We start from the raw sequence: 18,015 nt of genomic DNA on the forward strand, positions 1-18,015 counted from the left end.
ACCTAGTCGGGCGGGCGCATCGGATTCGCCGGCTCTACTGCATTCACAATCAGGCCTTCATTGAGCGAGCCGGAGCGAAAGCCCTTCAGATCGATCGCGACGAATCTAAAGCCGATTTTTTTGAACTCGCGATCGATGGTTTCGCGAATACGCCGCTCGAAGATGCGCGCGATCTGGCTTTGTTCGAGCTCCAACCGCGCGACCTCGCCATGGTAGCGCACGCGTGCGACTGCAAAGCCCATCGAATGAAGCAGCTTCTCACCCGCCGCGACTTTCTTGAGCCGCTCGGGTGTTATCTCGGTGCCGTACGGAAAGCGCGACGACAGGCACGGCGACGCGGGACGATCCCAGGCCGGCAACCCCATCGAGCGCGAGAGCGCGCGAACATCGGCCTTGGTCATTTCGGCTTCGACGATCGGATGGCGCACGCGTTTCTCGCTCGCCGCCTGCATCCCGGGGCGATAGTCGTGCAGGTCGTCCAGGTTAAGCCCGTCCGCTATCTCCTCAATACCAAGTTGCGCGGCCTTTGCCTCGCAGACCGTAAACAGATTGTGCTTGCACAGGTAGCATCGGTTGAGCGGATTTGCCGCGTAGCCCGGAATCTCGAGTTCATTGGATTCGACGATCAGGTGGCGCGCGCCGATCAGGCGCGCCATCGCCAGCGCCGAGTCGCGGTCCTCGTCGGGCATCGTGGGCGAAGTCGTCGTCAGCGCGAGCACGGAGTCGCCAAGCGCGTCGTGCGCAACTTTCAGCACCAAGGTGGAATCGACGCCTCCGGAAAACGCCACGATAAGGCTGCGCATCGGCGCAAATATCGCGCGCATCCGGTCAAGCTTCGCGTCCAGCGTTTTCAAATTGTGTCCATCGAATCAGCCTGCCTGCTAGATTCCCGCGGCCTGGAAAAGATCGGTCGTTAGATATCGCTCGCCGGTGTCGCAGAAAACCACGACCACGACGCTGCCCTTGCCAAGCCGCCTGGCTATCTGGATAGCCGCGTAGCAGCTTGCGCCGGACGAGATACCGACCAGCGTGCCCTCTTCGCGCGCGAGACGGCGCGCGTACAGGGCCGCATCTTCGTCGCTGACGGCGATTATCTCATCGTAAACTTTGGTGTCGAGATTGCCCGGCACGAAGCCGGCGCCGATTCCCTGAATCTTGTGAAAGCCCGGCTTGCCGCCCGACAACACCGGCGAATTTTTCGGCTCGACGGCGACGATCAGGATTTTTTTGTCGAGATGCTCACGCAAATAGTGGTCCGCGCCGGTGATCGTTCCGCCCGTCCCTACGCTGGAGATGAACGCGTCGACGCGCGGGAGCTGTTCGAGCAACTCGGGCCCGGTGGATCGATAGTGGATGTCGGGATTGGCGGCGTTGCTGAATTGCTGCGGCATGAAGTAGCCGGGATTCTCGCGGCACAGTTCCTCGGCCTTCGCGATCGCGCCGTGCATCCCGCGCGTGCCCGGCGTCAGCACCAGCTCCGCGCCGTAAGCGACCAGCAACGAGCGCCGTTCCTCGCTCATCGTGTCGGGCATCGTAAGGATCAGCTTGTAGCCTTTCACCGCCGCGACCAGCGCCAGACCGATCCCGGTGTTGCCCGAGGTCGGCTCGACGATCGTATCGCCCGGCTTTAGCCGGCCGGATTTTTCAGCCGCCTCGACCATCGCCGGGCAGATTCGGTCCTTGACGCTGCCGCCGGGATTGAAATACTCGAGCTTCGCCCATACTTCGGCGTCGTCCTTGCCGGGAATGCGATTGAGCCGCACGACGGGCGTGTTGCCGATAAGTTCAAGCGGCGATTGCGCGACGCTGACAGGCATGGGCGGCGATTCTAGCCGGAAAATGCGGCTGGTTGCGAATGTCCAAAAGCGGCCGAATCGACACCGCGCGCGATCTTTCCGTTTGACGCCACGGAGCTATTTTGATTTCGTCCAGGCATGGCCGAGTACGACGAAACCACTTACGGAGAGCGAATCGCCGAAGTCTACGACCGCTTTTACGGGAGGCGCGACAATCCCGAAACGGTCGCGGATTTTCTGGCGCCGCTCGCGGGCAAGCGCCGGGCTCTCGAACTCGGAATCGGCACCGGCAGAATAGCGATATCGCTGGCCGCGCGCGGCGTGCGGGTGATGGGAATCGATGCGTCGCCGGCGATGGTCGCGAAGATGCGTGACAAACCGGGCGGCGCGGACATCCCGGTCGTAATGGGCAACTTCGCCGATGTGAAGGTTTCCGGCGGCGGCTTCGGTCTTGTCTACATCGTGTTCAACACTCTTTTCGCGCTTCGAAATCAGGACGAACAACTACGATGCTTTCAGCGCGTGGCCAAGCGCATTCTTCCGGCGGGCGCGTTCGTAGTCGACGCATTCAATCCCGACCATTCGATTCTTGCGCAGCGCCAGCGTTTCACGGCGGTTGATGTCGGAACCGATCACGTCCTGCTCGATTTGGCGATCAACGATGTCGTGAACCAGACTGTCCGCGCACAGCACATCCTGTTCACCGCGGGCGGAGTGCAGATGTATCCGGTGCAATTGCGCTTCGCGTATCCGAGCGAGTTGGACCTGATGGCGCGCCTTTCCGGAATGCGGCTGCGGGAGCGATACGGCGGATGGGACCGAAGCCCGTTCACAGCGGCGAGCCCGGTTCACATCTCCGTTTACGAACTCCAGCCAAAAGCAGAGTCCGCATCGCCAAGAATCACTTCGAAACGAGCCGTGGCACGCAAACCCACTCGCAAATCGTGAATACAATCCTGTCGTTCGGCTTGGCCGAGCAGATGATTCGCGAGATGAGCATATGATGACGAAATCATACTCGGGACCGGTGAAGGCCGTCATTTTCGATTGGGCGGGAACGACCGTCGATCACGGCAGCCTCGCCCCGGTCCGCGTTCTGCAGCAGGTGTTTGCGAAGCGAGGCGTTCCCATTTCGGAGGAAGAAGCGCGCCACGACATGGGCGTCCTCAAAAAGGACCACATCAGAAAAATTCTGTTCGGGCCAAACGTCTTGGCCAGGTGGCGCGCCGCCGTCGGCCACGAGCCGACCGAAGCGGACGTCGAGAGTCTGTTCGCGAGCTTCGTGCCGCTTCAACTCGAATGCCTGGTAAAATATTCCGCTGTGATCGATGGAGTCGCGGGAACCGTCGCGCGTATCCGCAAACGCGGAATCAAGATCGGAAGCACCACCGGATACACGCGCGCGATGCTCGACATGATCCTGCGGCCCGCCGCCGCGCAGGGGTACCATCCCGACTGCGCGATCACTCCGGATGACGTCGGTGGCGGCCGCCCGCATCCCTGGATGATCTTCGCCAACGCCATCCGGCTCCAGGTCGAGCCGCTCGAGGCCATCGTGAAAGTCGGCGACACATCCGTCGATATCGAGGAAGGACTGCGCGCGGGTGTGTGGACGATTGGGGTCGCCCGCACCGGCAACATGATCGGCCTGTCTGCCGAAGAGTTCGCCGTGCTGGCGCCCGCAGAGCAGGCGACTCGGCTCAAGAATGCGCGGATTGCGCTCTGTGCCGCCGGCGCGCACGAAGTAGTCGACGCGGTCGCCGATTGCGAGGCCGCGCTCGACGCGATCGAAGCGCGCATCGGGAAAGGCGAGTGCCCGTAGCAGGCAACCAACGTCAACATGAAAACCCGCCGCGCTGCCGCGCTCGCACTTGTCGGCTGGTATCTGGTGCAGCCACCGCGAGGCGGAAAATATGGAGATCAGTACTACCCAAACAATCCATTTCCCGGTCCCGGACCCACAAGTACTGGTCCGTCTACACCGTGGACGAATTTTGGGGATAAGGAATACGCCACTAAAGAAGAATGCGAGGCTGATCGACAGGCCTTTAAGTCCGCGTTCGGAGACCCCGCCGTTATCCCCAAAGAGCGAATTACGGCGAGACTAATGGCAGCAGCAGTGGCGGCCCTGTTATGCATCGCTTCCGACGATCCGCGCCTCAAGGAAAAGTGATCTCGTTCAATCCCACCCGATCCCGGTTGATCCCGGCAAATTCAGCCACTCGCGGTTCCAAATTCAGACACTCAAGGGCAAATTAAGCCAGCACGGACCGGCTCTGGTCGCTTGAAGATATGGTGCGAATCGTGGATGAATGGGAAGCGAGGCAAAAAGACAAAGGGTCATGAAACCCCGCCACGCAATTGCGCTCGCACTTGTGGGCTGGTATCTGATGATGCCGCTGGTTCAAAACAAGAAGTTCGTTGAAACTGTGAGTCCGCCGATGGGCGCGAAAACGTCGGAATCAGACTGCGGACAACTGCACTATCTTACCGGTGAGTTGCGGGTCGATCTTAAAGCACCTTTATCGAAATGGATGATCGGGCACTACAGCGATTCAATGCAGGACTGCCAAGCTTTTCTCAATAAATTCAAGAGTAAAGACAAGAGTGAAGGCAATGCAAAGAGAGGCCGCGATCGAAAGAGAATCCAGGCAATGGAGCAGGCTTTAATCGCCAACGCAAAATGCGTTGCGGGCGATGACCCCAGACTCAAGGGAAATGAGGAGATTCGCGAGTTTCAACTTATGATACTCAACCCCAAATCAGCAGGCGCCCCTGTCGGGTGCTCGGAACGGGACCGCAAAGACTAGTTCGCGATCCCACTTCATCCCGGCTAATCCCGCAAATTAAGACACTGACGATTTCAAATTCAGACACTCAGCGCCGAATTAAGACAGTACCGACCGGCTCTGGTCGCTTGAAGATATGGTGCGAATCGTGGATGAATGGGAAGCGAGGCAGAAAGACAAAGAGTCATGAAACCCCGTCACGACGCTGCGCTCGCGCTCGTGGGCTGGTATCTGATGATACCACCGTACCCAACTCCTTCATTCTGGCAACGAATCCAGGGATTGGAGGGCTGTCCTGATAGCAATACACCGCTTTCGAAATGGACAATTCAAGGAGTGTTCGATACCGCCGAGCAGTGCAAGAACGAACTGTCCACTTACAAGAGATGGACCACATTGCGAACGCGGGACAAGAAAAACCCAAACAACAGGTGCGACGGCTTCACTCCGGAGCTGTTGGCATCATCTGATGCACAGTGCATCGCTAGTGACGATCCGCGTCTGAAGGGAAAGTAGAGTGCCCGTAGCAGGCAACTCGCGCGGGTCCGTCTTCAAATCAAAGCACAGCGGGTGATCGGAGGAAGGGCACATCATCGAGCCTTGCTTAACAGCGCAGGCTCCATTCGATCAACTGCCACCCGCTCCACTGCGGCAAGGTGCCTGGGAAGCTTGTACCAAATCCCAAAGCGTCGCTCGACAAGTTTTCGTTTTGCTGCGTTGATTAGGCCGAAATGAACAACGCGATTCGGACTCTTCTTTCCAAATTGCCAACCGCGTGCGGCAGCTTCTCTGGCAAGTTGTTCTGTTGTCCGTCCCTTGCCGTCCGCAAGAATACTGATAAGGAAAGCCGGAAGTTCAGCCGCATCAATAGAGGCTGATTTGGAAATTTGTTCAGGCTCTTGCGTCTCTCCAATTGCTTGATTTTTCTTTAGAATCCAACGGTCTTCTATGCGGACAAAACGGTCTTTCTCTCTATGTAGAGCGGCATTGAGTGTATTGGTTGCGTTCTCTGATTGCGTTTCGTATCCAAGCTTTTTGAGTTCGGCCAAGAGCGAGGGTATGAACATTCCTTCGGGCCGAGAATCAAGGACTTTTTCTGCTAAATCAGCAGCAGATTGACCAGTTTTTCGGCGACCCCGTCGTTTCGGAGTGGCTTCAGAAAGGGCACCCTCTAGAGTTTCAATCAGAAAGTCGAGTTTTTCCCGTTTAGCGTGAAAATCGCGTTCTAATTGAGCCCGCTCCTCCTTGTGTTTTTGCAACAGGGTTTTGATTTGGCTCATTTCTGGCCTCTTGGCGTCCTACCTACCTTGTTTGCATGCATGCGGTATGCACAAGTCCGTTCTCTAGTCGTTGATTTATATCATATTTCGGTATATCTTACAGCCCCCCTAAAATCGCGCTAATTGTGATCAAAGACGGGAAGAGGGGGATTCGAACCCCCGGAGCCCCATGGGACTCGCTGGTTTTTGAGACCAGTGGCATATACCCATTCGGCCAACTTCCCCGGAATTATTTTACGCCCCCCAAGCGAAGCGCAACAAGCGAGGCGCTGTGGTGGGGTAATGAGTTTGGATTGTCTTCTACGGGAGGCAATCTTTTTACGCCCCCGGGGTCTGGCGAAAGCCACACGCCGGGGTTTTTTTTGGGGATAGCGGGGATGTCGGATCGAGCTGTTCTCTTCATAGACGGCAACAACTGGTACCACTACCTCAAGAGTTCGGGGATAACCGATCTCTTTCACCTCGACTATGCCAAAATCTCACAGAAGTTAATCGGGCCTTCACGGGATTGGGCCGGTACCCGATACTACATCGGCCAAGTTGATCAGCGGCAGGGAGCTAAAGTCTATGCGGATCAGCGGAAATTCACCGACGCTCTAAAGAAAACCGATTCACGAATAACCGTTCACTTTGGACGAATCGAGCCTCGCGAAACCGAAAGCGAAGCGGCCAAGGAATTGCTCGGTTACATGCATGCACTTAAAACAAAAATCGATCCGCAGGTATTCAAAGACCTGATTGATTTGGGGAAAAGACACGAAAAGACGGTGGTCTGGGTCGAAAAAGCGGTCGATGTTCACCTTGCCGTTGATCTGGTGGTAATGGCGATGCGGAACGAATATGACGCAGCGTACATCTTGTCCGCAGACGGAGACTATACGGACGCTGTGGAGTTCGTGCGGCAGAGGCTTGCGAAGAAAGTCTATGCAGCTTGTCCACCATCTGGCCACGGAGCCGAGCTTGCCAAAGTCGCAAATTCCTTCATTCACCTAAAGTCCGATTGGTTCGACGACTGTCATTGACTAATCCTGTCCCGCCGACCTGTCACATCGGCTCGCTATCAATGCCAAGATGGCATTGCTAAGCGCGCGGCCTGTCATGCGCCCGATTCCTTGCCGCGAGCCTGCCACAGCGATAGAAATCACGATACTTCTAAAATCGGGGAATCAATATGGCATCTCTTGGTCAAGTGACATTCGTCGGGAGCAGCGGCAACAAATACGTCTTTGAAATTTACGCTCTAGACACAAAGTTCAAAGATGATTTCGGCGCCATCTATATTTTTTCTCACCAAACCAACGTGGGCACACATACCCCCGTATATATTGGCGAAACCGACCAGCTTGGGATTCGCATCCCAAAACATGAGAAATGGCCTTGCGTAAGGCGCGAGCGCGCGACGCATATCTGCATTCATGCAGAAGCCAACGAAAGATTAAGAAAAGCGAAAGAGCAAGACCTTATTGCGAAATATGATCCGCCCTGCAATCTTGAGTAAATCCTTCAGCCTCGGCTTTGTGGCCAGTTAAAAGCCAATTCGTGAACCAACTGGCGTAGGCAAGCGCAGCAGCCACCTCACCATTCGCACACCGCCCTCGACGTAGCAGGCAACTCGCGCGGGCCCGTCTTCAAATCAAAGCACAGCCGGTGATCGGCGTTTAAAACTCAAGAGGGAGGCCGTCGACCGAGCGTCCAGGTTCGATTCCCAGGAAACGGGTCACCGTTGGATGAACATCGATCATGCGCGCGCCCTTGATCTCACGGCCGCGCGGGAGCCCGCTCCCCCAACCGTAGAGAATCCCATGGATACCCGGCGTGTCGGGAGGATAGCCGTGAGCCGATACTAATCCGACACCCATAAAGGGACTCGGATAGATGTCGCGGCCAAATGTCGCCAATGGTTTCAGATACCAGGGCGCGAGATCAGGGTCGACCATGTAGTAACCCGGATGCGCCGAAAGAATCAGGTCCCCTACCCGGTCGCTCTGCCCGAGCTGCGCGAATTGCGGCTGATTGTCGCGGCGAAGCACGTCGAACTCGTGATACGTGGCGAGCGCCTGGCAGGCGCGATCGACCTGCGACTTGTCGTCAAAGTAGACGAAACTGGTAGTCCCGGTGGTTACGTCGCGCCCGCGAATACCATGCCGGCTCAGGATTCGCCGAACATTGATGAGGTGCGTGACCGGGAGATGGCCATGGTCCGACATGACGAACAACGTGACCTGGTCCCGGTGAGGGAGCCGATCGATAGCCTCCAGCAGCCTGCCCACTTCACTGTCGGCCCGGATGATCGCCTCACGCGCGCGCTCGGAATGGAGCCCGTCGCTATGAACTACCTCGTCCGGCTGAGCGAAGTATCCAAGGATCAGGCGCGGCCGCAGATCTCCGGGCATTTCCAGATAGTGGATGATCTCATCCGTCCGTTTCGGCTCACTGGCATACTCCGAGAGTTGCCACGGCACTTTCCGCTCAGGCGATACATAGGTCGCCAGCGCTCCGCGAGTCTTCGAGTATCGCCCAAACCATCCGAGTGCGGCCGTCCGGACCCCCTGGCGCTCGGCGACCTGATGCAGCAGTTCGCCTCCGGCGAGCCAGTCCGCATCGACGTCATGATTGAACAGCCCCAGGCGAGGATCGATGAACTGGGCGCTGACCACACCATGATTTTCGGGCCAGCATCCGGTGGAAGCTGAAACCCAGTTCGGCTCGGATATCGAAGGGAAGACCGGGGTCAAGTGATGGGTCCACACGCCTTCGGTCCGAATCCTGGCAAAATTGGGAGTTGCGACTGAATCGAGCATCGTTTCCGAGAGTCCGTCAATCATGAGGACGATGACGATTCGGCCGGATTGCGGCTGGCGACCGGTGTTGAAGGAAGCTGCTTTCGAATGGAATGTTTGGTCCATCGTGACTACCCTAGCAAATCGGCAGACGAGCGGGTAAAGGCGCACTGATCGATCGCACGATCGAGCTAATGTTGCTATTTGTGCCAGCGCAGAGACGAATTTCGCGCAATGGTAAGGGGATCGGACGTGGCATCTCGTCGGAAGAATTTAGGGATTTCAGCCATCGCGCTGCTGGTCGCCACGGCGGCCGTGGCCGCCGCCTACTTTTGGCTGTGGCGGCAACCGACCACAAATGAGCTGGTGGTCTCCGGCGACATCGAGGCACACGAAAGCGTGCTCAGCTTCAAGACGGTGCAGTCGCGGATCGTCGAGCTTCCGTTTGACGAGGGCCAGTGGGTAAAAGCCGGCACTCTGCTGGCGCGCCTGGAGGACCACGACTACCGGCAGCAGGTTGTGGTGGACGAGGCAGCTCTGTTGGTCCAGCAACGTCAACTCGCGCTTGCTTTGCGCAATCTGGAAGCCGCCAAGCGCACGGTGGCCATCGATCAGGCCGATCTTTGGGAGAAGACCATAGACTATCAGCGCGAGCAGGAGCTTTGGCAAAATAACGTTGCTCCGACTCAGATCCGTGACCTTGCCAAGACCGCGCTGGAGCAATCGCGCGCGGCGATTCTGCGCGACCAGGCTCTGCAAGCGGCGGCCGAGGAAAGCATCAGCGTCGCGCAGGCCAACATCAAGAGCGCGCAAGAGGGTCTGAAGCTCGCCAGGATCATCCTTGGGTACACAACCTTATACGCCCCCTTCTCGGGCGTCGTTCTGGTGCGAAATGCGGAACTGGGTGAAGACATGCAGCCGGGGACGCCGGTATTCACCCTGGCTGACCTCGACCACGTGTGGCTGCGCGCCTATGTCAACGAAACCGATATCGGCCGCGTTCGCTTCGGGCAGGCCGCGCTGATCACGACCGACAGCTATCCGGGGCGCAAGTATGTCGGCCGCATCTCGATGATCTCGGAAAACGCCGAATTCACGCCGAAGAGCGTCGAAACCCACGCCGAAAGGGTGACGCTGGTCTACCGGATCAGGATCGACATCGAGAACCAAAGCCACGAGCTCAAGCCGGGAATGCCGGCCGACGCCACCGTTGAACTGAGTCCGCCGGGATCGCAATGAGCGACGAAATCGTACAGGTCGATGGATTGACGAAGCGCTTCGCGGGCGTGGTGGCAGTCGACAACCTGAGCTTCAACGCGCGCAAAGGGGAGATCCTTGGATTGGTGGGTCCCGACGGCGCGGGGAAAACGACGACGCTGCGGATTCTCGCGGGAGTTCTCTCCGCCGATGCCGGCGCCGTCCTTGTCGCCGGGCAGGATGTTCTGGTGCAGCCGGAAGCCGTCAAGAGCCGGATCAGTTATATGCCCCAGCAATTCGGCCTCTATGAGGATCTGACGGTCACCGAGAACATCCGCTTCTATGCCGACATCTTCGAAGTCAGCCGGACCGTGAGGCAACAACGGGAAGATCAGCTGCTTGAAGCTTCGGGTATGAGCCGTTTTCGAAACCGGCTTGCCGGCCAGCTCTCCGGAGGTATGAAGCGCAAGCTTGGCATTGCCTGTGCCCTGATCCACACGCCGCAACTGCTGCTGCTCGATGAGCCCACTACCGGGGTCGATCCCGTCTCGCGCCGTGAGCTTTGGAGCATCCTTTACTCGCTGGTCTTCGAGGGGGTAACGGTGCTGGTCTCGACCGCTTATCTCGATGAGGCCGAGCGCTGCCACCGGCTGCTGCTGATGTATCAAGGCCGCCGTCTCTTCTTTGGCACTCCCGACGAGCTTAAGAACATGCTGCCCGGTGCGGTCTTGTCGATCAGCTCGCCCGATCCCCAGGCGCTCCAAACGGCGGTCGCCGGTGAGCAGGGTATTTTGAGCGCAACGGCTATGGGCGACACGCTCCATGTGGTGGTGGATGATCCTGACCGCCGCCTTGCGCAATTGCGCGCGGGATTTGAACACGCGGGAGTTCCGTTCGGCGAGCCGCGGCGCATAGCGGCGAGCGTCGAGGACGTTTTTGTTTACGTAATCTCGCAGCAAGAAACGCAGCAAGGCTCGTGAGCAATGAACGACGTACCGTCAATCGTAGTCGATCAGCTGGTGAAGCGGTTCGGCGCCTTCACCGCCGTCAACCAGGTCAGCTTTGAAATCCGCTCCGGCGAGATCTTCGGTCTGCTGGGGCCTAACGGATCGGGAAAATCCACCATCATACGGATGCTCTGCGGCCTCCTGACTCCCAGCTCAGGGTCCGCCACGGTCGTCGGCTTTGACGTCGCGCGCCAGGCTGAAGATGTCCGCCGGCACATCGGGTACATGTCGCAAAAATTTTCTCTCTACAACGATCTGACTGCGATCGAGAACCTTCAATTCTTCGCCGGCCTTTACGGGGTCAAGGGGCGCGCGCTCGACGAGCGCATCGCCTGGGCAATCAAAATGTCCGGGCTCGCAGGCAGCGAGCAATTGCTGACGGGCGAGCTGTCAGGCGGTTGGAAACAGCGACTCGCTTTGGGCTGCGCCGTACTGCACCGCCCGCGGGTGCTCTTTCTCGACGAACCCACCGCCGGAGTCGATCCGCTTTCGCGCCGTCAGTTCTGGGAACTGATTCACCAGATGTCGCGCGAAGGAGTGACGATCCTGGTCACCACCCACTACATGGACGAGGCGGAATACTGTAACCGGCTGGCCTTGATAGACGAGGGCCGGATAGTGGAGATGGGAACCCCAACGGAAATCAAGCAGACCGCCGTAAAAGGCGATTTGTTATTGATCGAATGCAGCCCGCTCGGTGGCGGACTCGCGGCCATCAAGCAGGCGCCCGGCGTGATCGACGCCTCGGTCTTCGGCGCCGCCCTGCATGTGGTAGTCAGCGCCGGGCGGGATCCTGTGACAGAACTCCCCGCCTTCCTGGCGGGTCACGACGTCCGAGTCGGCCGAATCGAACCCATCAGCCCATCGCTTGAGGACGCCTTTGTCTCTCTTACTGGAAGCCGGGCCCTCAGCAGTGAGCCTCCTCAATGAATCTGCGACGAACAGCGGCCATGAGCCGCAAGGAATTCACCCAGATTCGGCGGGATCCGCATAGCCTGATCATTGTGCTCTTCCTGCCCCTGATTCAGATCCTGTTGCTCGGCTACGGGGCGCGGCTCGATGCCAACCATATACCTGTGTACGTCCTGGACCAGGAAGGGAGCCAGGACAGTCAGGCTCTGCTCAAGGCATTTCAAGCATCGCCTTACTTCGACGTGATCAAGGCCGTTAACAACTATCACGCCCTCGTGCGGGCTATCGATGCCGACCAATGCAAGCTCGGTATTGTGATCCCCTGGAACTTCTCCGAGCGTCTTGACGATGCCGGCCGGACCAGTGTCCAAGCTATAGTTGACGGGACCGACGACAACAGCGCCCAACTCGCCGAGGGTTACGCCCAGGCGGTGGTGGCAACCTATGCCAGCAACGTGCAGCTTGAATGGTTTGGACGTCATGGTCTTGCCCAGGATGCAAGCAACCCTCTCAGTGTCGACTACCGCACCTGGTTCAACGAAGACCTGGAAAGCAAAAATTTCATCATACCGGGAACTGTCGCGCTGGTGATGGCGCTGATGGGCGCTTTGCTGTCATCGCTTACGATCGCGCGCGAGTGGGAACGTGGCACCATGGAGCAGCTGATCGCCAGTCCGGTAACCGCGCTGGAGATAATGGTGGGAAAGCTGGTTCCCTACGTGGGTATCGGATTGCTCGACGCCGCACTCTGCGCGGTCTTCGCGGTCGGCTGGTTCGGGGTGCCCTTCCGCGGCGGATTGGGGGCGTTCTTTTTCACGACAATCTTGTTCCTGATCGTGATTCTCGGCATCGGCTACATGATCTCGGTTGCGACCAAGAGCCAGCTCGGCGCAAGCCAGTACGCGGTGCTGGTCACGCTGCTGCCTACCTCGATGCTGTCGGGCTTCGCCTTTCCGATCGATCAGATGCCGGCGCCCATACGAGCTATCACTTACCTGGTCTATAGCCGCTATTACGTGAGCGCCCTCAAACGTATTTTTCTCGGCGGCGCGGGCATTAACGACCTTGTTCCGGAGATCGTGGCAATGACCATCTACGCGCTGGTCATCGGCTTTTTTGCCACGCGCGCGTTTCACAAAAGCCTGCAGTAGAGGAAAGCCATGTTCGACCGCATCTGGTGCATGATCGTCAAGGAGTTCCTACAGCTAAGGCGCGACAAGTACGCGAGGTTTCGATTGATAGTTCCGCCGATCCTCCAGATGCTCATCTACGGCTACGCAGCCACATTTGAGGTGAACCGGGTCCAGATCGCGGTGATGGACTTTGACCATAGCCAGGAAAGCCGTGACCTCTTGAGCCGCTTCACGTTTACAGGCCGGTTTGAAGTCGCGAAGGTCCTTTCCAATGAGCATGAGTTGAAATCGCTCATCGGCAGTAGCGACATCCCGATGGCGCTCAAGATCGAACCCGGCTTCGCCGAGCTGCTGCGCAAGGGACAGACCGCGCATTTGCAGGTCATCGTCGACGGCACCAATTCCAATACCGCCCTGATCGCCGTCGGATACGTCAACCAGATCGCCAATCAGTTTTCCCAGGACTACGCGCGCGATCGACTCAATCAGATGATGCCCGCACTCGCTGCAACCGTTCCGCAGATAAGCCTCGAGCAACGGCCGTGGTACAACCCCGACCTCAACAGTCAATGGTTTTTCGTCCCGGGAGTTATCGGCAGCATCACGCTTATGATGGTAGTGACCCTGACCGCGTTCGCGATCGTCCGCGAACGCGAAATCGGGACACTCGAACAGATCATGGTTACGCCGATCAGGCCCTTCGAGTTGATCCTCGGTAAGACCATTCCTTTTTTCGTGGTGGGCCTGGCGGACGTTGTGCTGGTGGCGGTGGTCGGAACCCTCTGGTTCCAGGTGCCCTTTCGCGGCAACCCGCTGGTGCTGCTGCTGGGCGTCGTTCTGTTCCTTATGAGCACCCTGAACGTGGGCCTGCTCATCTCCACACTCTCATCGACCCAGCAGCAAGCCTTCGTCTTGGGGTTCTTCTTCCTCAACCCGGCTTTCACGCTCTCGGGCTTCGCCTTCCCGATCACGAGCATGCCCAAGGCCATGCAGATGATCACCTACGCCAATCCGCTACGGTATTTTCTAGTTATCTTACGCGGCACTTTCCTCAAAGGCGTGGGCCTCGGCATCCTGTGGCCCCAGATGCTGGCGCTCGCCCTGCTGACCTCGGTTCTGCTGCTGGCCAGCGTGGCGCGCTTCCACAAGTCCATCGATTAAGAAAGCTCGTTGATGGGCTCGGCGACTTCGCTCGGCGACAGGAAATTCATCAATTCCTTGACGGTCGTGTAACGCGTTACATCGCGAGGTGGAAGTGGGCGAGGATTGCGGGGCCGTTGTGCGAAAGGATTCGCGATAGCGCGAAGAGCAGCCCGAAGAAGGCGCCGAACAGGCCGCCGTTGACGCGAATCCAGTCCAGGTGCGTGCGCGTCTTCGATTCGATCTGAATTCTGATCTGGTCGTCAGAGAGCCGCGCCAGATTCTCGCGGACCATTTGCGTTATCTGACCGCGGCTTGATTCGACGGTCCTGCGCACCAGGTTGTCGATCAATCGCTGTGCAAATTGATTTGCGTAGCTGTCGGGATCGTGAAGCTGACTCCCAAACTCGTGAATTGCGCTTTCGAGCGTGTCGCGCAGCTCGGGGTCGTTTTGCAGCTCGGGAAGTCTTTTGCGCAAATTCGCCGCGATACGCGCGCCGATCGAATCCGCGCCGAGCCGACTCATCACCGCGTAGATTCGCGTGACCGTCTTCGGAAGCATCCGCTTGAGGACGGCTTCAAGGCGATCGCGTTTCTCCGGTGATTCCAGGTATTCGATCGCATTGCTCAGTATCCGCTCGAGCCCTGCCTGCCCCAGCACGTCGTGCAGCTTGAGCTCCTGTAGATACGTGCCGAGACGGCCGACTAGATCCATATCGCTGAGCTTGCGCCCGATCATCTGTGGCGTGAGCCATTCGTTCTCGATGGTGGCGGCGATTCCGTCGATCAGCTTCGCGCGATTACGCGGCAGCACGCCGGAGTTGGGCAGGTACCACCGCCGCTCGAAGATCATCTTGAGCGCGATGTAGTCGCATAGACCGCCGATGAGCGCCGCCTCCGCCATCGAGACCGCAATCTCCGACGAGGTTCTCCAATGCGTAAGCATCAGGGCGGCCAGGCTCACGAGGTAAACGAACGCTGAAAAAGCCAGCGTCAGATCACCTTTATGGGAAAGAAAAAAATTGGTGAAGGAGAAGTGCTCTCCGGTGCGGGTGGGCGCGTCGATGCTGATATCCATGGATCCAGTTTGGCCGACCTTGCGCGCCGGGCCAACCACTCGCCGCAGTCCAAGCCGTGGCGACGGCAGCGCAGTATTAAGCCGTTGGTAGAGGCCGCGCGCGACAACGGAGCGCGGCCTCTTAATACTGGCCAGCCGTGCCAACGGCCAGAGGTCACCCCTGCGATTATTCTTTCCGGGCCGTCGCTCAAATAGAATCAGGACTGCATGCGCTGGACTACTGCAAAGATAAGGCAATCGTTTCTCGATTTCTTCGCCGCGCACGGTCATACGATCGTGCCGTCGGCGTCGCTGATTCCCAAGGGCGATCCCACGTTGCTGTTCACCAACGCCGGGATGGTGCAGTTCAAGGATTATTTCCTGGGCGTGCGCTCGCCCCAGCACCTGCGCGTGGCGGATTGTCAGAAATGCCTGCGCATCTCGGGCAAGCATAACGATCTCGAAGCGGTCGGCCGCGACACTTACCATCACACTTTTTTCGAAATGCTCGGCAACTGGTCGTTCGGCGACTATTACAAGCAAGAAGCGATTCGGTGGCATTGGGAGCTGATCACCAAGGTCTGGGAAATCGATCCGAAGCTGCTCTATGCGACCGTTCACAAGGACGACAAAGAGGCCGAGGACATCTGGCTGAAAATGGGCGTGCTGCCGCGCGAGCGGATTCTGCGATTCGGCGACAAAGATAATTTCTGGGAGATGGGTGAGACGGGGCCGTGCGGTCCCAACTCGGAAATCAGCATCGACCGCGGCGAAGGCGCGTGCAATCCGGAAAAAAATCATCCGGGGCAGAAATGTTTCGTGAACGTCGATGGATGCGAGCGATTCATCGAGATCGGCAACCTGGTCTTCATTCAATACAACCGCGATGCGTCGGGCGCGCTGATGCCGCTGGCGAAGAAGCACGTCGATACAGGCACCGGGCTCGAGCGTGTTGCGGCCGCATTGCAGAGCATCGAGGAAAGCAAAAGGCTCGGCAAGCAGGTCATCCTCGGCAACTACGACATCGATTTGTTCCAGACAATCATCCGCCAGGTAGAGCTGAGAGGTGAAATCTACGGACAGCCGGTCAAGTACGGGGCCGATGCCGAGAAAGATATTTCTTTCCGAGCGATCGCGGACCATGCGCGCGCAATCAGTTTCCTGATAGCGGACGGCATCAAACCAGGCAACACCGATCGCGAGTACGTGCTGCGGCGGCTGATGCGTAGAGCGATTCGTCATGGCCGGAGGATTGGGATACACGGCGATATTCTGCAAGGCGTTTGCGGCATCGTAGTCGAAGCAATGGGCGATGCTTATCCTGAACTGCGAGAAAAAGCGGGGGAAATTGGCGAGGTTACGGCTGCCGAGTCCTTCCGCTTCGATCAGACTCTTGACCGCGGATTGGAATTAATAGCTGGCTGGCTAGAGCGAAACCATGGCCGAAGATTTCCTGGAGAGCTGGCGTTCCGGCTACACGACACATACGGGTTTCCCTTAGACCTGACGCAAGACGTGCTTCGTGAACATCACGTCGATGTGGATGTCGCGGGCTTCAACCGGCTGATGGACGAGCAGAAAGAGCGCGGGCGCGCCGCACGCAAGGATGACGCGGTCGCACCGGAGATCAGCCTCGGGGCAGGAACTGCGTCGCGATTCGTCGGCTATCGCAGTTACGAGGGCGAGTCCGAAGTGCTCGCGGCGGGAGGCAAGGACGGGGAGCACGTAGCGGTCGTCGTCGCGGAGACGCCCTTCTATCCCGAGGGCGGCGGGCAGGTGGGAGACCGCGGAGTAATCGAGGCCGCGTCAGGCGCAATTCTCGAAGTGTCGGACACACGCAAGGCCGAAGGCTCGATAGTTCATGTCGGGCGGATTATCCACGGCGAGGCCGGCGACTTCGCACGCGGCGCGCGCGTCAAGCTCAAGGTCGATCGAATCAGGCGCGACGCCGCCATGCTCAATCATTCCGCGACGCACATTTTGCATTACGCATTGCGCGACATACTGGGCAATACCGTGCATCAGGCGGGCTCGCTGGTCGATCCGGACAAGCTACGCTTTGACTTCGCGCATCAGGGGCCGGTCAAGGACGACGCTCTGGCGACGATCGAGGAAGAGATCAACGCGCGCATCCGCGAGAACGCCGAAGTGACGACCGAGGAGATGGCGTACGACGACGCAATCAAGGCGGGCGCGCTCGCATTTTTCGGCGACAAGTACGGCGACCGCGTGCGCGTGGTCAGGATGGGCGATTTTTCGGTCGAGCTATGCGGCGGCACGCATATCTCGCGCACCGGCGACGTCGGCGTTTTCAAACTCGAAGCGGAATCGGGCGTCGCGGCGGGAGTGCGGCGGATCGAAGCGGTGACGGGACAGGGCGCGCTCGAAACGATTCGCAAGCGCGAGAAGATCCTCGAGGAAATCGGCGCGCAGCTCGGCGCGCGCGACGGCGCGGCGATCGAGCGGCTTGAAAAACTTCTGGCGCGCGAAAAGGAGCTGGAGAAAAAGCTCCGCGCGATGGAGCAGAAGCTGGCCGCGGGCGCCGGCGGCGCGGCGGCCGAAGAAGAAGTGCGCCAGATCAGCGGCGTCAAGGTCGTGACGCGCAAGCTCGACGGAGTCGATCCGCGCACGATGCGCGAGATGGCGGATCGGATGCGTCAAAAGCACGGCTCCGCGGTGGTCGCGCTCGGCTCCGACCTCGGCGAGGGCAAGGTGGCGCTGCTGGTCGCGGTGACGCCTGACCTGACGGCGAAGATCAAAGCGGGCGACATCATCAAGAATATCGCGCCGATCGTCGGCGGCACGGGCGGCGGGCGGCCGGACCTCGCGCAGGCCGGTGGCCGCGACGCGTCGAAGCTCGACGAGGCGCTGGCCAAAGTCGCCGCGCTGGCAGCACTAGCATTTCGGTAGCGCTTTCATACGCC

The 18,015-nt window shown here is 58.8% G+C and carries 16 protein-coding genes and 1 tRNA gene; 11 read left to right on the forward strand and 6 right to left on the reverse strand.

Annotation, left to right across the window (positions count from 1 at the left end; genetic code table 11):
* Nucleotides 1–2: 2 nt before the first annotated feature.
* Entirely contained in the window at nt 3–854 is an 852-nt protein-coding gene (larE, locus tag ABR989_RS07360) for an ATP-dependent sacrificial sulfur transferase LarE (RefSeq protein WP_428127074.1), read from the reverse strand.
* 27 nt (nt 855–881) lie between these two features.
* Entirely contained in the window at nt 882–1,817 is a 936-nt protein-coding gene (cysK, locus tag ABR989_RS07365; protein WP_428127075.1) for a cysteine synthase A, read from the reverse strand.
* A 117-nt stretch (nt 1,818–1,934) separates the two neighbouring features.
* On the opposite strand from cysK, the gene ABR989_RS07370 reads away from it, so the two are divergent.
* The 3 genes from ABR989_RS07370 to ABR989_RS07380 all read left to right on the forward strand — a co-directional run bounded on the left by ABR989_RS07370 (nt 1,935) and on the right by ABR989_RS07380 (nt 4,606).
* Nucleotides 1,935–2,744: a class I SAM-dependent DNA methyltransferase gene (locus ABR989_RS07370; protein ID WP_428127077.1), complete on the forward strand. Its 810-nt coding sequence runs from the start codon at nt 1,935–1,937 to the stop codon at nt 2,742–2,744.
* 52 nt (nt 2,745–2,796) lie between these two features.
* Nucleotides 2,797–3,618, forward strand: coding sequence for a phosphonoacetaldehyde hydrolase (gene phnX, locus ABR989_RS07375; RefSeq protein ID WP_428127080.1), 822 nt, complete (start codon nt 2,797–2,799; stop codon nt 3,616–3,618).
* A gap of 490 nt (nt 3,619–4,108) precedes the next feature.
* Nucleotides 4,109–4,606, forward strand: a complete 498-nt coding sequence (locus ABR989_RS07380; RefSeq protein WP_428127082.1) for a hypothetical protein — start codon at nt 4,109–4,111, stop codon at nt 4,604–4,606.
* Nucleotides 4,607–5,175: 569 nt separating this feature from the next.
* Here ABR989_RS07380 and ABR989_RS07385 read toward each other — a convergent pair.
* Nucleotides 5,176–5,865 carry a hypothetical protein gene (locus ABR989_RS07385; protein ID WP_428127085.1) on the reverse strand — a complete coding sequence of 230 codons (690 nt, stop codon included), beginning with the start codon at nt 5,863–5,865 and terminating at the stop codon, nt 5,176–5,178.
* A 136-nt stretch (nt 5,866–6,001) separates the two neighbouring features.
* Nucleotides 6,002–6,089 (reverse strand) — tRNA-Leu (locus ABR989_RS07390).
* Between the two features lie 153 nt (nt 6,090–6,242).
* Between ABR989_RS07390 and ABR989_RS07395 the strand changes: the two genes are divergently transcribed.
* Nucleotides 6,243–6,887 carry an NYN domain-containing protein gene (locus ABR989_RS07395; protein WP_428127086.1) on the forward strand — a complete coding sequence of 215 codons (645 nt, stop codon included), beginning with the start codon at nt 6,243–6,245 and terminating at the stop codon, nt 6,885–6,887.
* Between the two features lie 149 nt (nt 6,888–7,036).
* Nucleotides 7,037–7,363, forward strand: coding sequence for a hypothetical protein (locus ABR989_RS07400; protein ID WP_428127088.1), 327 nt, complete (start codon nt 7,037–7,039; stop codon nt 7,361–7,363).
* A gap of 160 nt (nt 7,364–7,523) precedes the next feature.
* Here ABR989_RS07400 and ABR989_RS07405 read toward each other — a convergent pair whose 3' ends face one another.
* Entirely contained in the window at nt 7,524–8,771 is a 1,248-nt protein-coding gene (locus ABR989_RS07405; protein WP_428127090.1) for an alkaline phosphatase family protein, read from the reverse strand.
* A gap of 126 nt (nt 8,772–8,897) precedes the next feature.
* Between ABR989_RS07405 and ABR989_RS07410 the strand changes: the two genes are divergently transcribed.
* From ABR989_RS07410 to ABR989_RS07430, 5 genes are read left to right on the forward strand one after another with little or no spacing between them, the layout of a single operon-like run.
* Complete coding sequence (locus ABR989_RS07410) at nt 8,898–9,884, forward strand: HlyD family secretion protein (RefSeq protein WP_428127092.1); 987 nt, start codon at nt 8,898–8,900, stop codon at nt 9,882–9,884.
* Nucleotides 9,881–10,822: an ABC transporter ATP-binding protein gene (locus ABR989_RS07415; RefSeq protein WP_428127094.1), complete on the forward strand. Its 942-nt coding sequence runs from the start codon at nt 9,881–9,883 to the stop codon at nt 10,820–10,822. The genes ABR989_RS07410 and ABR989_RS07415 overlap by 4 nt, the downstream gene beginning before the upstream one ends.
* A gap of 3 nt (nt 10,823–10,825) precedes the next feature.
* Nucleotides 10,826–11,779 (forward strand): ABC transporter ATP-binding protein, encoded by a 954-nt coding sequence (locus ABR989_RS07420; protein ID WP_428127096.1) that lies wholly within the window; start codon nt 10,826–10,828, stop codon nt 11,777–11,779.
* A gap of 20 nt (nt 11,780–11,799) precedes the next feature.
* On the forward strand, nt 11,800–12,912 hold the full coding sequence (locus tag ABR989_RS07425) for an ABC transporter permease (RefSeq protein ID WP_428127097.1): 1,113 nt from the start codon (nt 11,800–11,802) through the stop codon (nt 12,910–12,912).
* A 9-nt stretch (nt 12,913–12,921) separates the two neighbouring features.
* The gene (locus tag ABR989_RS07430; protein WP_428127100.1) at nt 12,922–14,055 is read left to right on the forward strand and encodes an ABC transporter permease; all 1,134 of its coding nucleotides are present in this window, start codon (nt 12,922–12,924) and stop codon (nt 14,053–14,055) included.
* 76 nt (nt 14,056–14,131) lie between these two features.
* On the opposite strand, the gene ABR989_RS07435 is transcribed toward ABR989_RS07430, so the two are convergent.
* Nucleotides 14,132–15,112, reverse strand: a complete 981-nt coding sequence (locus ABR989_RS07435) for a DUF445 family protein (RefSeq protein ID WP_428127102.1) — start codon at nt 15,110–15,112, stop codon at nt 14,132–14,134.
* A 207-nt stretch (nt 15,113–15,319) separates the two neighbouring features.
* Between ABR989_RS07435 and alaS the strand changes: the two genes are divergently transcribed.
* Nucleotides 15,320–18,001, forward strand: a complete 2,682-nt coding sequence (alaS, locus tag ABR989_RS07440; protein ID WP_428127103.1) for an alanine--tRNA ligase — start codon at nt 15,320–15,322, stop codon at nt 17,999–18,001.
* Nucleotides 18,002–18,015: the final 14 nt, after the last annotated feature.

It is taken from the genome of Binatus soli (SeqCode), from assembly GCF_050015535.1.
GTDB classification, from domain to species: domain Bacteria; phylum Desulfobacterota; class Binatia; order Binatales; family Binataceae; genus Binatus; species Binatus soli.

Excerpts from the sequence above, each read along its gene's own strand:
- phnX (WP_428127080.1), top strand. The coding sequence starts at position 2,797 with ATGATGACGAAATCATACTCGGGACCGGTGAAGGCCGTCATTTTCGAT.
- ABR989_RS07370 (WP_428127077.1), top strand. The coding sequence starts at position 1,935 with ATGGCCGAGTACGACGAAACCACTTACGGAGAGCGAATCGCCGAAGTC.
- ABR989_RS07415 (WP_428127094.1), top strand. The coding sequence starts at position 9,881 with ATGAGCGACGAAATCGTACAGGTCGATGGATTGACGAAGCGCTTCGCG.
- ABR989_RS07405 (WP_428127090.1), bottom strand. The coding sequence starts at position 8,771 with ATGGACCAAACATTCCATTCGAAAGCAGCTTCCTTCAACACCGGTCGC.
- ABR989_RS07400 (WP_428127088.1), top strand. The coding sequence starts at position 7,037 with ATGGCATCTCTTGGTCAAGTGACATTCGTCGGGAGCAGCGGCAACAAA.
- ABR989_RS07380 (WP_428127082.1), top strand. The coding sequence starts at position 4,109 with ATGGGAAGCGAGGCAAAAAGACAAAGGGTCATGAAACCCCGCCACGCA.
- ABR989_RS07430 (WP_428127100.1), top strand. The coding sequence starts at position 12,922 with ATGTTCGACCGCATCTGGTGCATGATCGTCAAGGAGTTCCTACAGCTA.
- cysK (WP_428127075.1), bottom strand. The coding sequence starts at position 1,817 with ATGCCTGTCAGCGTCGCGCAATCGCCGCTTGAACTTATCGGCAACACG.
- ABR989_RS07425 (WP_428127097.1), top strand. The coding sequence starts at position 11,800 with ATGAGCCGCAAGGAATTCACCCAGATTCGGCGGGATCCGCATAGCCTG.
- ABR989_RS07420 (WP_428127096.1), top strand. The coding sequence starts at position 10,826 with ATGAACGACGTACCGTCAATCGTAGTCGATCAGCTGGTGAAGCGGTTC.
- alaS (WP_428127103.1), top strand. The coding sequence starts at position 15,320 with ATGCGCTGGACTACTGCAAAGATAAGGCAATCGTTTCTCGATTTCTTC.
- ABR989_RS07395 (WP_428127086.1), top strand. The coding sequence starts at position 6,243 with ATGTCGGATCGAGCTGTTCTCTTCATAGACGGCAACAACTGGTACCAC.
- ABR989_RS07385 (WP_428127085.1), bottom strand. The coding sequence starts at position 5,865 with ATGAGCCAAATCAAAACCCTGTTGCAAAAACACAAGGAGGAGCGGGCT.
- ABR989_RS07435 (WP_428127102.1), bottom strand. The coding sequence starts at position 15,112 with ATGGATATCAGCATCGACGCGCCCACCCGCACCGGAGAGCACTTCTCC.